Source organism: Paenibacillus sp. TAB_01 (assembly GCF_043945595.1).
Classification (GTDB): domain Bacteria; phylum Bacillota; class Bacilli; order Paenibacillales; family NBRC-103111; genus Paenibacillus_S.
This window is the reverse complement of the sequence record NZ_JBIFNP010000001.1, coordinates 967,756-981,786: the sequence shown is the minus strand read 5'-3', so window position 1 is coordinate 981,786 and position 14,031 is coordinate 967,756. Positions and strand designations below refer to the sequence as shown.

General features: G+C 52.8%; 10 protein-coding genes, 1 pseudogene and 1 riboswitch. Of the genes and pseudogenes, 3 read left to right on the top strand and 8 right to left on the bottom strand.

Features of this window, described 5'->3' with window-relative positions; genetic code table 11:
- Positions 1-527 precede the first annotated feature (527 nt).
- Entirely contained in the window at positions 528-1,496 is a 969-nt protein-coding gene (locus ACHHV8_RS04810) for a cation diffusion facilitator family transporter (protein WP_395157241.1), read from the top strand.
- 148 nt (positions 1,497-1,644) lie between these two features.
- Here ACHHV8_RS04810 and ACHHV8_RS04805 read toward each other — a convergent pair whose 3' ends face one another.
- The 5 genes and pseudogenes from ACHHV8_RS04805 to ACHHV8_RS04785 form a co-directional block, all read right to left on the bottom strand.
- Complete coding sequence (locus ACHHV8_RS04805) at positions 1,645-2,769, bottom strand: glycoside hydrolase family 88 protein (RefSeq protein ID WP_395157239.1); 1,125 nt, start codon at positions 2,767-2,769, stop codon at positions 1,645-1,647.
- A 190-nt stretch (positions 2,770-2,959) separates the two neighbouring features.
- Positions 2,960-4,021, bottom strand: coding sequence for a LacI family DNA-binding transcriptional regulator (locus ACHHV8_RS04800; RefSeq protein ID WP_395157237.1), 1,062 nt, complete (start codon positions 4,019-4,021; stop codon positions 2,960-2,962).
- Positions 4,022-4,197: 176 nt separating this feature from the next.
- Entirely contained in the window at positions 4,198-4,965 is a 768-nt protein-coding gene (gene sdhB, locus ACHHV8_RS04795) for a succinate dehydrogenase iron-sulfur subunit (RefSeq protein WP_395157235.1), read from the bottom strand.
- Positions 4,966-4,967: 2 nt separating this feature from the next.
- Positions 4,968-6,726: pseudogene (gene sdhA / locus ACHHV8_RS04790) on the bottom strand (succinate dehydrogenase flavoprotein subunit).
- Positions 6,727-6,742: 16 nt separating this feature from the next.
- On the bottom strand, positions 6,743-7,393 hold the full coding sequence (locus ACHHV8_RS04785) for a succinate dehydrogenase cytochrome b558 subunit (protein WP_395157233.1): 651 nt from the start codon (positions 7,391-7,393) through the stop codon (positions 6,743-6,745).
- Between the two features lie 271 nt (positions 7,394-7,664).
- Between ACHHV8_RS04785 and ACHHV8_RS04780 the strand changes: the two genes are divergently transcribed.
- The gene (locus tag ACHHV8_RS04780) at positions 7,665-8,564 is read left to right on the top strand and encodes a LysR family transcriptional regulator (protein WP_395163423.1); all 900 of its coding nucleotides are present in this window, start codon (positions 7,665-7,667) and stop codon (positions 8,562-8,564) included.
- A 1-nt stretch (position 8,565) separates the two neighbouring features.
- Here the strand turns inward: ACHHV8_RS04780 and ACHHV8_RS04775 are convergent, their stop codons facing one another.
- Genes ACHHV8_RS04775 through ACHHV8_RS04765 form a run of 3 tightly spaced genes read right to left on the bottom strand, consistent with a single transcriptional unit; the run spans position 8,566 to position 11,890 of the window.
- Positions 8,566-9,798 (bottom strand): cation:proton antiporter, encoded by a 1,233-nt coding sequence (locus ACHHV8_RS04775; protein ID WP_395157231.1) that lies wholly within the window; start codon positions 9,796-9,798, stop codon positions 8,566-8,568.
- A gap of 60 nt (positions 9,799-9,858) precedes the next feature.
- Positions 9,859-10,521: a potassium channel family protein gene (locus ACHHV8_RS04770; protein WP_395157229.1), complete on the bottom strand. Its 663-nt coding sequence runs from the start codon at positions 10,519-10,521 to the stop codon at positions 9,859-9,861.
- A gap of 13 nt (positions 10,522-10,534) precedes the next feature.
- Positions 10,535-11,890: a TrkH family potassium uptake protein gene (locus ACHHV8_RS04765; protein ID WP_395157227.1), complete on the bottom strand. Its 1,356-nt coding sequence runs from the start codon at positions 11,888-11,890 to the stop codon at positions 10,535-10,537.
- A 63-nt stretch (positions 11,891-11,953) separates the two neighbouring features.
- Positions 11,954-12,099, bottom strand: a riboswitch (cyclic di-AMP (ydaO/yuaA leader).
- 239 nt (positions 12,100-12,338) lie between these two features.
- Here ACHHV8_RS04765 and ACHHV8_RS04760 point away from each other — a divergent pair.
- A complete protein-coding gene (locus ACHHV8_RS04760) occupies positions 12,339-13,994 on the top strand; it encodes a CPBP family intramembrane glutamic endopeptidase (RefSeq protein ID WP_395157224.1) in 1,656 nt (551 codons plus the stop codon).
- The last annotated feature ends 37 nt before the right edge of the window (positions 13,995-14,031 follow it).

Sequence of the window (14,031 nt, the reverse complement as noted above, 5' to 3'; positions counted from 1 at the left end):
ATGGACGGGGACATGAAATCTCAGGCCCTTTGATGCAAAAAAAGAGACCCGCAGCAACGGGCTGCAGGTCTAAAGTGTTTATATATTAAAAAGGGGGTCTTGGTTATTATAATACGCCCTTAACATGTTAATTTCATAACAGCAATATTTCAATTGTGTAACAAATTTGAAAGCGTTCCCTGTGCCTGTTTTATATGAACCGGTTGTTCTCGCATAGCAAGCCGGCTGCCGGAGGGTATATAATAGTGAAGGCGGGAGCTTGTCCTCTCCGGTTTCGGTCCTGCGGAGCGTCTGCGCTCCTATTTTTAAGCGACCTGTCGCACTTCCCGCCTAAACGAATAGTATATAAACAGGAAATAAGCAATTCATTGAGAAAAGCTCTCAAATCATTGATAAAACTTATCAAAACAGTGAAAAACAGTCTCAAATCGCTGATAAACGCTATCAATTAAAGTATTTGCCAAAATTCAGACCTTGACGTATAATCCGTACATAGTAACTTTATGTTTAAGGCAGGTGAATTTATCATGAGCGCATTTGAACAGGAATACGACTTTCATCATCTACACCATGTAAAGGAACAATCCAAATCGAAGCGAACGCTGTGGATTACCTTGTTGTTAACCCTATTCTTCACTCTAGTCGAAATCATCGGCGGGCTGATGTCCAATTCGTTGGCGCTGCTATCCGATTCCGCACATATGATCTCCGACGTTCTCGCGCTTGGGCTCAGTATGGTCGCGATTTATCTCGCCACGCGCCCTCCCAACGCCCGCTTCACTTTCGGCTTTCTGCGTTTCGAAATTATTGCTTCCTTTCTGAACGGACTCGCTTTAGCCATTATCGCCCTGGGGATTTTTATTGAAGGCATCCGCCGCTTCATTCACCCCGAAGCTATCGATTTCAAGCTGATGCTCGTGATTGCCTCGATAGGGCTGATCGTTAATGTCGTGCTGACCGTCGTACTCAGCCGCAGCATGAAAGAGGAAGAAAATTTGAACGTTCAGAGCGCCCTGTGGCATTTTATCGGTGATTTGCTCAGCTCGGTCGGCGTCATCATCTCGGCTGTCCTGATCTACTTTACCGGTCTTCTCTGGTTTGATCCGCTGATCAGTATCGTCGTCGGCGGGATCATTTTTACAGGCGGAGCCAGAATCATCAAGGAATCGTATATGATCCTGATGGAATCCGTTCCGGAGCGGTTCAATCTCGACGAAATCCGCAGCGATATCGGGCAGGTCGAAGGCGTCGAGGACGTCCACGAAATGCACCTGTGGGCCATATCCTCGGATCATTATTCCTTGACGGCTCATGTGTTCATCAACGAACAGATTCAACCGTTCTGCATCATCCTTGCTATTAACGAAATGCTGAAGGGCAAATACGGTATTGAGCATTCAACCATCCAGATGGAGCATGCCAACATTCATCCGCACGGCGAATACGGCAAAGAATTTTTGAAACACCGCGAAGAGGAAAAAGCCCGTCTGGAATAGAAAAAGCACCCCTCCCCCACGAACGGAGCCGCAGTACGGCCCGCGCTCATGGCGAGAGGGGTGTTTTGGTGTATCTTGTATCCGGTTTGTATCTGGTACGGTTCATTGCCGCGATACGTTTTTACGGCCTATCTTTTATTCCCATCTTTTATCTTTCATACCAATAGCCTTTGATCCCTTTCTCCAAACGGACCAGCGCCTCCAGGTAGTAATAATCGCCCCAAATCATGTAATCATCCGGCGCATTGCCTCCGCGCACGCTGTAGGAGCCGTGCTCCAGGAAGCCTTCGGCTTCCGGCTGCCCGATCGTGGCGTAGCCTTCAACAAGGCCCTTCATTGAGCGCTGCAGCCCGTCCTCCAGGAACGCCCGGTCGGGATCGCCGGCATCCAGATGAGACAGCAGCTCGATTAAGCCTGCCGCCGCAATAGCGGAGCCGGAGCTGTCGCGTTTCGTATCGGCGTGAACCGGTGCATCGAAATCCCAGTACACTACATTATCTTCCGGAAGCCGCTCGATGAAATAGCGGGCGAGACGCTTGGAGGTTTCCAGGTACAACGGATTCCGGGTGTAATGGTAGGACAGGGCAAATCCGTAAATGCCCCAAGCCTGACCGCGTGTCCAGGTCGAGCCGTCCTGATAGCCTTGATGCGTGCCTCCGCGGAGCGCCTCGCCGGTTTCCTGATCGAAGTAGAAGGTATGGTAAGAGGAATCGTCGCCGCGCACAAGGAAGCGTCTGGATTTATCCGCGTGCAGAACGGCAACCTCTTTATATTTGGCTTCGCCGGTCTGTTCATAAGCCCAGTACAGCAGCGGCAGATTCAGCATGCAGTCGATAATAATGCGGCCCCCGTTGTCCGGATCGCCTTCGCGGCCCCATGCTTGAATATATTGGCCTTTCGGTCTCCAGCGGGCCATCAGCACGTCTGCCGCCTGAATCGTCAGCTCCTTCGCTTTCTCGTCGCGCTCGATAATCCACTGCGCCTTGGAGGACAAGGAATACAGGAAGCCGATATCGTGGTGATCCAGCTTCACCTTTTCGTTTAAGCGCTTACGAAAGCTCTCAACCGTACCTCTCGCCGCATCCTTGAATACTTCATCGCCGGAATATTCGTAGCAGAGCCAGAGGATGCCCGACCAGAATCCATCGGTCCATTCGTCGTTATCGTTCAGCAGATAATGCCCATTGTTGCTTACGTGGGGAAATTGGCTTCCGAATTTCTCAATATTGGCTCTCGTTTTGTTTACCGCATCTTCAATCGCTTGTTTCCACATGTGTTCTTCTCTCCCATTTTCACAGTGATTTAAAATGCCCGATGAACAACAGCCGGGTGTGCGGGCGGAGCTTGCGCTTGCGGATTGTTTCTAACGCTTCTGGCACCAGTAGCGCTGCTAGCGCCTCAACATTCCCCCGAGAAAAGCTGCGCCCGCTCCGGTACCGGCCTTCCCTGTCTTTCATTTCAGACTATTCCTTTTGAGTCGACAAACGCGGTACCAGCGTTAAAGGGATCCGGACTTCATGCACATGGACTCCCGGAAGCTCGGCAGCCTCCTGTTCATCGTCCAGCTTCGATTCTTCCCCCAGCTCGCGCAGCATCAGACCGATAGCGATCTGCGCCTGCATGCCGTAAGGGATATCGAAGGTAGATAGTTGAGGGTAGCAGGCCGATGAGATCGTGTCATTGTTGATGCCCACAATCTTGTATTCCTCCGGCACCCGATATCCCTGCTCCAAGACGGCGGACATGAATTTCAATGCAACCATATCATCGAAACACATGACGCCGATCGGACCGTGTCCTCCAGCCGTTTCCTGTGCGATCCTCACACATTCGGCATAGCTTACGGCGTCCACATCCAGCGAAGCAGACCCTTGCACTTGCCCGGACAGCTCGGTCAGCCCCAGACGAAAACCGCGCAAGCGCTCCAGATCTGTCGCCAGCGACTGGCTTCTGCCCAAATAGACCATCGTGCGGCAGCCTTGCTCCGCCAGATGCTTAAGGCCGTCGACACAGGCCGTTCCCACATCCAGGTTCACGGCGCCGACCGCGAGATCCTCCGGCCAATGCCACGCGTTAAACAGCACGAGCGGCGTGCCTTCGCCCACAATTTGCCGAGTGGAATCCGGGGACATCGCCAGACCGTGACAGAACAGCCCCTCCACTCTGCGCTGGAGAAGCACGTCCAAGTGCCGCTTCTCCATATCCGGGTTGTACCCGCCTGCCGAAAATACGGACATATGATACCCGTACCGGTGCGCCATACGCTCCATCTCCTCGGCGAACCGCCCGTAATAGCCTGTAAACGACGGGACGATCAGCCCAAGCTCGTACGACTTCCTGCGGCTCAAGCTGGCAGCCATCTCATTGCGCCGGTAGCCGAGCTCCTCAGCCGCCTTCTCCACCTTGCGGATGGTTTCCTCAGCCATGGGAACCTTGCGCCGGTTCAACACGTTCGACACCGTGGCTATGGACACCCCGGCCGCTTCTGCTATATCTACAATGGTGACGGAACGATTTTTGCTCATAGCCGACCCGCTTTCTTTCCATTACTTATTCGCCTTACATTGAAACGTTTCAATTGAAACGTTTAACTCTATTTTAAAAGGAAACGCGCCCAGCGTCAACTGCAATTTTACCGGACCGCCCCACGTTAAAAAAACCTCCCGAGAAGCATGCCTTCTCAGGAGGTGTGCAGGCCGGCTTACATGCCCAGCCATTTTTTGAACAAGTGCTTGGTTGTATCTTTATTCATCGCAGCGATCGATGTCGTCAACGGAATACCTTTAGGGCAGGAACGCACGCAGTTCTGCGAGTTGCCGCAGCCCTCGATGCCGCCGTCCTCCATCAATGCTTCCAGACGCTCTTCCGCGTTCATCTCCCCTGTCGGGTGAGCATTGAACAAGCGGACTTGGGATACCGCTGCCGGTCCGATAAACGTCGTTTTGTCGTTCACGTTCGGGCAGGACTCCAGGCAGACGCCGCAAGTCATACATTTGGACAGCTCATACGCCCATTGACGCTTGGATTCCGCCATCCGCGGTCCCGGCCCCAGATCATACGTTCCGTCGATCGGAATCCATGCTTTAACGCGTTTCAGCGCATTAAACATCCGCTCGCGGTTGATGACCAAGTCACGCACAACAGGGAATGTGCTCATCGGAGCAATGCGCACCGGCTGCTCCAGCTTATCGACAAGCGCCGAGCAAGCCTGGCGCGGTTTGCCGTTGATTACCATCGAACAGGCTCCGCATACTTCCTCGAGGCAGTTGGATTCCCAGCATACCGGCGTCGTCTCTTTGCCGTTGGCATTGACCGGGTTCCGCTGTACCTCCATCAACGCGCTGATGACGTTCATGTTCGGGCGGTACGGTACTTCGAACTCTTCCGTATAAGGCTTGCTTTCAGGCGAATCCTGACGGGTCACGATAAACTTAACCTTTTTGCCGGCGGCAGTAGTCGTTTCAGCCATGATTAATGTCCTCCCTTCTTGCTTTGCGAGTAGTCGCGTTTACGCGGTTCAATCAACGAGGTGTCCACGTCTTCCCACTCGATAGTAGGTTCCGTCCGGCGTCCAAGTCGCTTTCGTCGTTTTCAGGAAGTTATCATCATCACGCTCAGGGAATTCCGGCTTATAGTGTGCACCGCGGCTTTCGTTACGCAGCAGAGCGCCCAAAGTCATAACATGGGACAGCTCCAGCATGTTCCACAATTGACGTGTGAACGCTACGCCTTGGTTGTTCCAACGCGCCGTATCCGTCATATTGATGTTACGGTAACGTTCTTTCAGCTCATTGATTTTGCCGATCGTTTCTTCCAGCTTTTTGTTGTAACGAACGACCGTCATGTTGTTCGTCATCCACTCACCAAGCTCTTTATGCAGGACGTAGGCATTTTCTTTGCCGTCCATTTTCAGCAGGCTTTCGTATTTGTCGGTTTGCTTCTTCTTCTCGCGGTCGTACACGGTCGAAGAAACGTCTTCCGCATGCTTGCTCAAGCCTTTGATATATTCGATCGCTTTCGGACCTGTAACCATACCGCCATAAATCGCAGACAGCAGGGAGTTGGCGCCAAGACGGTTCGCACCATGGTACTGGTATTCGCACTCGCCACAGGCAAACAAGCCCGGAATGTTCGTCATTTGGTTAAAGTCAACCCACATACCGCCCATCGAATAGTGAACGGCCGGGAAAATTTTCATCGGGATTTTGCGCGGATCGTCGCCCATGAACTTCTCATAGATCTCGATGATCCCGCCCAGTTTAACGTCCAATTCTTTCGGATCCTTGTGGGAAAGATCCAGGTATACCATGTTCTCGCCGTTAATCCCCAGCTTTTGGTCAACGCACACCGAGAAGATTTCGCGGGTTGCGATATCGCGCGGAACGAGGTTCCCGTATGCCGGATATTTTTCTTCGAGGAAGTACCATGGCTTACCGTCTTTATAAGTCCAGATCCGGCCGCCTTCACCGCGTGCGGATTCGGACATCAAGCGAAGCTTGTCGTCGCCCGGAATCGCTGTCGGGTGAATCTGAATCATTTCGCCGTTCGCATATTTCACGCCCTGCTGATAAACCGCAGAAGCCGCCGTACCTGTATTGATGACAGAGTTCGTCGTTTTACCGAAAATAATGCCAGGGCCGCCTGTAGCCAGAATGACTGCGTCCGCTGCAAAGGTTTGAATCTCCATGCTGCGCAGACTTTGCGCGCTCACGCCGCGGCATACGCCATCGTCGTCGATGACTGCGCCCATAAATTCGTAATGCTCATACTTTGTTACCAAGCCGGCCGTTTCCCAGCGGCGAACCTGCTCGTCCAGCGCATACAACAGCTGCTGGCCTGTCGTTGCCCCTGCAAATGCCGTCCGGTGATACTGCGTACCGCCAAAGCGACGGAAATCGAGCAAGCCTTCCGGCGTACGGTTAAACATAACGCCCATCCGGTCCATCAAGTGGATAATACCCGGCGCAGCATCGCACATTGCTTTAACCGGCGGCTGGTTAGCCAGGAAGTCGCCCCCGTACACGGTATCGTCAAAGTGCTCCCAAGTGGAGTCGCCTTCGCCTTTCGTGTTTACCGCTCCGTTAATTCCCCCCTGCGCACAGACCGAGTGGGAACGTTTCACAGGAACCAGCGAGAACAGGTCAACGTGAACCCCGGCTTCAGCGGCTTTAATGGTAGCCATTAATCCGGCCAAACCTCCACCGACTACGATTACTTTTGAATTAGCCATTGTAGTTCACTCCTCCTTAACCTTTCGCGTTCAGTGGCACGTTCTGGAATTGCGGATCGACAAACGCGCTCAAAGACATGATAAACATGATGGACATAACAACGAATACGGCCATCCAGATAACAGTGGATACACGTTGTGCCCGCGGACCGATGGTCACACCCCAGCTTACGAGGAAAGACCACATTCCATTGCTGAAATGGAATACGGCGGACACAATGCCAATACAGTACAGAACGAAGAACAACCCGTTCGAAGCAATACTGTGCATCTGTACGCCGATCTCTTCCTGCGGCAGCCCAAACGTGATTTGAAGCCGTGTTTGAAAAAAGTGGAACGCGATAAACAAGAAGGTAATCACGCCCGTTACCCTTTGCAGGAAAAACATTTGGTTACGGAAATAACCATAGTTGGAAACATTATTGCGCGCCGTGTAAGCTACGTAGAGCCCGTATACCGCGTGATACAGCAGCGGCAGCCAGATGCCCACGATCTCAAGCAGAAGCATCAGCGGCAAGTCGTGCAGCCAATTCACATGCTCCATGAACTTCTCCGGGCCTTTCGTAGCCGAATAGTTCGTCAGCAGGTGCTCGATCAGAAAGAAACCGACCGGAATGACACCAAGCAATGAATGCAGCTTGCGTGAAAAATACGAATTACGAAACATTGAAATCCTTTCCCCCCTCAGCAATATGTAGCTTTGTTCACATGTCGGTCAAAACCATTTTTCATTGTACTCCCGCAAGAAACAAGCGTCAACATGATTCGTTACGCCTATTTTCCATGAATCGACATATTTTTATGCAGACAGGGACAAAAAATGTGAACAGTAGGTGACATGTACATCGTACTCCTTTATCGCTTATAATGGAAGTGCTGTTTTTTTATAATCGCTTATTCATAATTTGCATATATAGATGAAAGCAGGGATTTTCATGCTGGAACACCTAGATATTTTCGCGAGCGTCGTCGAATTGGAGAGCTTGAATAAAGCCTCGCAGGCGCTCAACATTTCCCAGCCCGCACTGTCCCGTAAAATCATGCGCCTGGAGGAAGAGCTCGGCGTCGATTTGTTTCTGCGCAGGGGCAAACGTCTGGAAATTACCCGCGCCGGCCAAATATTGTACGAATATGCGCTGGAGCAGCGCCATTCGGAAAGAAAGCTGTTCCGCCAGCTTGAGGAATTCAAGTCGGACAGCAAGCCGGCCAGTATCATTATCGGGGCCAGCCTAACGACTCTACAATCCACGCTTCCCGATTTGATTACCATCTATACCAAGGATTACCCGAAAATCGATATAAAGGCTGTTACAGGCAAAACGCATGAAATCGTTCCCATGGTCAAAGAACGAAAAGTAGACATCGGGCTGGTCGCCTCCAAGATCGAACACCCCGGCTTGAAGTGCATCCCGCTGTTCGACGACCACCTCTGTCTCGTGCTGCCGCTCGGGCATCCTTTAATCGATAAGGCGTCGCTCGAAATTGACGATCTTCAGGAGCTTCCGATGATTCTTTTTTCGCGCGGGACCTGGTACCGCATTTTAATGGATGAATTGTTTCACCGCTACAACATCCATCCTGACGTCAAAATGGAGATTGATTCGTTCGAAGCCATTATCCGTCTCGTCTCCACCTGCCACACGGCTACCCTGCTGCCGGAATCTTATCTGCGCCGCAGTTTAATGAAGGATAACGAGCTGTTCATCCGCTTTATCCCCGCGCTGGAGCAGACGACAAGAACGACCTCCCTGCTGTTTACCGAGGAGGCCGTCCATCATCCGTCCGCCCAGCGGTTTATCGAGAAGGCCAGACAATATTTTAACCGGCTGGAGGACTAAACTAGCCGTTTTTCTCCTCAATACCGAGCTTCCTTGCGACATAGGCCGTCGTTCCCGCCTGCAGCAGAATCGTCAGCAGCACCGCAAGGAACGTGACCGAAGCGATCACGTCCGCATATTTGACGCCGAGCCCCGCCACCATCCCGGATAAAGCGGCCGGGATGACCCCGGTCTCGCGGACCCAGAACATGAAGAGAATCTCGTTCCGCTTCCAGCCGGCCCTCCGGTCGGGGAGCGTACAGGCCAGCACGGTCAGCGGACGCGCGATGAGCATAAAGATGGCAATAACGGCCAGGCTTGGCCATAAATTCGCGTAAATGACTGCAAAATTGACCTGGCTGCCCAGCAGGATGAAAATAAGCATCCGCATGATCACCGTTATATTCTCGCTGAAATGCAGCATCTCCTGATGCTTGTCGTTCAGATTCAGCTTGAACAGGTCGGCATTTCCCCAAATCAGCCCGGCGGTAAACGTCGCCATAAAACCGCTGACGTGCAGCGTTTCCCCGAACCAATAGGCGCCCAGCGCGGTCACGACCAAGGCGATCGTCGTATAATCCCGCAGCCATCCCAGCCTCAAGTGTCCCGTAATAAACGCCAGAACAAGGCCCAGGATGGCCCCCACGGCAATGCCGCCTAACGCGGTCGCCGCAAATTGCAGCAGGCTTGCCGACAGCGAGAAGGTCTGCCCTCCCGTTACAAGAGCCAGCACCGTAAACGTCAGGATGGAGCCTGTCGCATCGTTGAACGCGGACTCGCTTTCAACCGTTTCCCGCACCTTCGTCCGAATCCGGATCTGCTTGAAGACCGGAATCAGCGTCGCGGGATCGGTAGACGAAATGATCGCACCGAGCAGCACGGCGTGCAAGACCGGAATGCCGAGCAGCCAATGCGCCGCAGCCGCCACAACCGCACATGTGATCAGAACGCCGGGAATGCTGAGCAGCGTCAGCGTCAGCCATACCCTTTTCAACCCTGACAGCCGAATATTTCTTCCGCCGTCGAACAAAATCAGCGCCGAACCGATAGTAAGAATGAACTGATTCGTGAACGAGCTGCTTGTTTCCGTGACCAGATGAAGCCCTTGTCCCATGATCATCCCGGCCGCCAGAAACAAAGCGACATCCGGAAGCTTCAGCCAGCTGGCCGCTTTACCGGACAGCATGCCGAGACCCAGTATAAAGATTAATAAAAAGATAACGTGGTGAATCATTTCTCCCACTTGACTGTTCATGACCGCATACTCCGTTTCACATTTCACACCCGCTCAAAGACGGGTGCCCTGCTTTATCTATTACCCTATCACTTCGTTCTCAAACGTTTCAATCTGCTCATTCGTTCCAATGATGACCATCACGTCCTGCTCATCAAGCGTATCGGTCGCCGTGGGGGCAATAATAACCCCTTTCTTCTTATTAATGGCAACGACGCTGCAGCCGTACTTCGCTCTCGGGTCCAGCTCCTTCAGCGTACGTCCCGACAGCCGTTTGGGAACGGAGAGCTCGACGATCGTGTAATCGTTCGACAGCTCGATATAATCGAGCAAATTCGGAGAAGCCAGCTGATGGGCGACCCGAATCCCCATATCCCGCTCCGGGAAAATCACCCGGTCGACTCCGATCTTCTGCAGCACCTTGCCGTGCAGCTCCGACAGCGCCTTGGTCACCACCGTCTTCACGCCCATATCCTTCAGCAAAATGGCGGCCATGATGCTGGATTGAATATCGTCTCCTATCGCCACGATCGCGCAATCGAAATTGCGGATGCCAAGCGAGCGCAGCACCTCTTCATCCGTTGCGTCCGCTACAACCACATGGGTCAGCACCTCGCTCATCTCATCGACCGATTCCTCGTCCTTATCGATCCCGAGCACCTCGTAGCCCAGATTGACGAGCTCTTCCGCCAAGCTGGATCCGAATCTCCCTAAACCAATTACCGCGTACTGCCCACGTTTCATTTCGAATGTTCCCCTATCCGATTGTAATTTTCCCTTCCGGGTATCTGTATAATTCCTTTTCCGTTTTCGGCCCTAAGGCATAAGCCAGTGTCATTGGCCCCAGCCGCCCGGCAAACATCATAAGCGCAATCATAATTTTCCCGAAATCGGTCAAATCGGTCGTTAATCCCATTGTTAAACCGACCGTACCGAAAGCTGAGGTGACTTCGAACAAAATCATCAGAAACGGATGCTCCTCGGTCGTCGAGAGCACCATTGCGACGAAAATAACGAGAAATAAAGCAATCATCGTGAGGGTAATGGCCTTTAAAATCCGGTCTTTGCCAAGACGGAAGTGAAACAGCACGATATCCTCTTTCCCCCGGATCATTGCGATCATTGCACCTATCAGCGTTGTAAATGTCGTCGTCTTAATCCCTCCGCCCGTAGAACCGGGCGATGCTCCGATAAACATAAGCAGGATCATAAAAAACTGAGTGGCCTGCCGCATGCCGGCCAAATCAATCGTATTGGCCCCCGCCGTTCTCGGTGTAACCGACTGAAACAGCGCAGCCCATATTTTCCCCTGCCAGCTCAAGGTGCCGAGTGTTTTGGCGTTCGTAAACTCGAAGACGAAGATGACTACGGCCCCGACGGCTATGAGAATGCCGGTCGCACTCAGCACGACCTTGGAATGCAGCGACAGCCTTCTTCTGCTTTTCCTGTAATCGAGCAGATCCGAAATGACGACGAATCCGAGACCTCCCAGAATGATGAGCCCCATGGAAACGATATTGATGACCGGATCGTCTGCATAGGCGGTCAAGCTGCTGAATTTCCCCGTGACCGGGCCGAAGAGATCGAATCCGGCATTGTTGAAGAAGGAGACCGCATGCCAAATACCGTAGTAGATCCCCTTCGCCTGACCCAGGTCAAATGACCAGCGAATTGAGAAAATGAGCGCCCCTGCCGCTTCGATCGTCAGCGAATATTGGATCACCTTACGGATCAGCCGGACAATGCCCTCCATGCTCCCTTGATTCATCGCTTCCTGAAGTACGAGCCTTTCCCTCAGCGAAATTCGTTTTTTCAAGGCAAAAGCAAACAGCGTGCCCATCGTCATGAAGCCCAAGCCTCCCACTTGAATCAGCAGGATGATGACAATTTGCCCAAAGAGCGTAAAGCTCGTCCCCGTATCGACAACCACGAGCCCGGTTACACAGGTAGCGGAGGTTGCCGTGAAGAAGGCGTTCAGGAAAGAAAGCGGCTTTCCTGTCGCCGAGGCGATGGGCAAGGATAGCAGTGCCGAGCCTGCCAAAATAATGGCCGCGAACCCGATGACTAAAATTTGCGGCGGCGTCAGCTCAATTTTTTTCAGCGATAGTTTCATGGTTCACCTCAAAATCCAAGTTCAGAGCACAAAAAAAGACACTGGAAACCCAATGCCGTATGATAGGTTCCTGCTTAAAGCCTACGAGGTTAGCTGACGGATTCGGATTCACAGGTACCCTATCAATTCCATCTTGACGATAGAATCGAATTCACCCCTTGTAATAAATGGTTCCCCCGTTTTCAAAAGAAATTCGGCTTTGTATTCAATTGATATGAATTATAATCCCCTTTACGAGGAAGCACAAAGCCGCTGTACGCCGAAATCCGGGGATAATCGGATTATAAGTCCGCCTGCGGGAAGACTGGCAATCCCGCCGCTTCGCTTTTCATCGTTTTTCCCGCCTATGCTCTCGGATTCATTGGATTTCCTAATGTCATGTGTGCTAAGTTTACAGAATACAATATAAAGATTCACCCCATGTCCATCTCAAGCAAAGGAGCCTATTATGATAAAATCGACCGCAAGATCTCCCCTGCTGCCGCTGGCCGTTATCGGGATTGTGCTCTATCTGGCCGTCGTTCTGGTCTCCTCCCTCCCTCAATCGAACGATGCGGGGCTGGAAGCCCTCCAGGATCGCCCTGCGGTAAGCAAAGAACAGGCCGCACAGCAGGCGCTGCGATTCATCCGCCAAACCTTTCCTTTGTCGTCCGATTATCGTGTCAGCACCCTGTACCAATCCGATGCCGACCGCAGCGGCTATTTGCAGAAGGAAGATCTGGCCGGGACGTATGCGCAAAGATTCGGGGCTTATCCGCTTGATTATTATGAAGTGGAAGTGAACGACAATACGTCAAAAACGACTTATTACATTGATGTCAATTTTACCGACTTGAGCATCCTCGGCTGGGAAAGCTACATCCCCCGGAGCATCCAACAGCCCGCAGCGGCTGCAGGTCCAGCCGATCCGCAGCTGATTGCCGAGCAGACCTTGAGATCCCGCGGCTACACGCTGAAGGATTGGGAGCGGATCGAACCGGACCCGCAGCGTCACCCAAGCGGCTCCGCCGCTGCGGACAGCAGCCGCTTCGTTTATCAAAGCAAATCCCTGGCCATCGGGGAGGCCAAGCTGCAGCTTGCGGTCACCGTCAGAAACGGCTCGGCGGCCGCCTTTCACGCGAGCTTTGCCATTCCCGCCTCGTTCCTGGCATGGCAGGAAGCGCAGGACAAGAACGCGGCAACGATGACGCGCATCAGCCTGCTGCTGTCGCTCATCATGGCGCTGGCCTCCTTCTACATCGTGTTCCGCTTCCGCAAAGAAATCACCTTTCGGCGCGGTCTGCTGCTCACCGCCCTATTTTTGGCGATCTACATCGCCAATAACTTCAATATGGTGCCGGCCTTGCGCACCGCGCACTCGAACGGCCCCTCCCAGCTGGAGGCAATGTTCAATCTCTGGTTCTTGAACATCCTGATCGGCCTCATGGCGGTCAGCGTCTACTTTGCCCTGCTTGCCGGCAGGCAGCTGTGGCTGCGCAAAGGCTGGAGTCCCTGGCCGCTATGGCACGAGCCCTCCTTCGGCGGACAGCTGCGCAGCGCGGTCATTCAGGGATACTTGCTCTGCCTGTTCATCCTCGGCGTACAGCAGACGCTGTTTTTCGGGGCGGAGCACTGGTTTGACGTGTGGGCGGTGAACGATCCGTCGGACTCCGTACTCAATATGGTATATCCCGCCTTTTTCCCGCTCATGGCCTGGGCGGCCGCCATCTCGGAGGAATCGGTATACAGACTGTTCGGTATCCCCTTCTTTATGAAGCTCGTACGCAGCCGGTTTATAGCCGTGCTGATCCCCAGCATGATCTGGGCGCTCAGCCATACGCAGTACCCGATCTACCCGGTTTACACCCGTTTTGTCGAGGTTACCGTCATCGGACTTATTTTCGGTTATGCCTTTCTGAAATACGGCTTTATGACCGTGCTGTTCGCCCATGCCTCCATGGACAGTATTCTGATGGGATTTTCATTAATGGACTTGGGTGACTGGACGCACAGCCTGATGGGCGGCTTCTATATTATCTTTCCCGGACTGGCCGGCTGGCTGATTGCCTGGGTTCACGGCAAAACAAAAAGACGAAGGCTTGTTACGCGCCCTCGTCTGGAATAATCGATTACATACGGCCCGCTGTCCGCGGCGCCGGCTT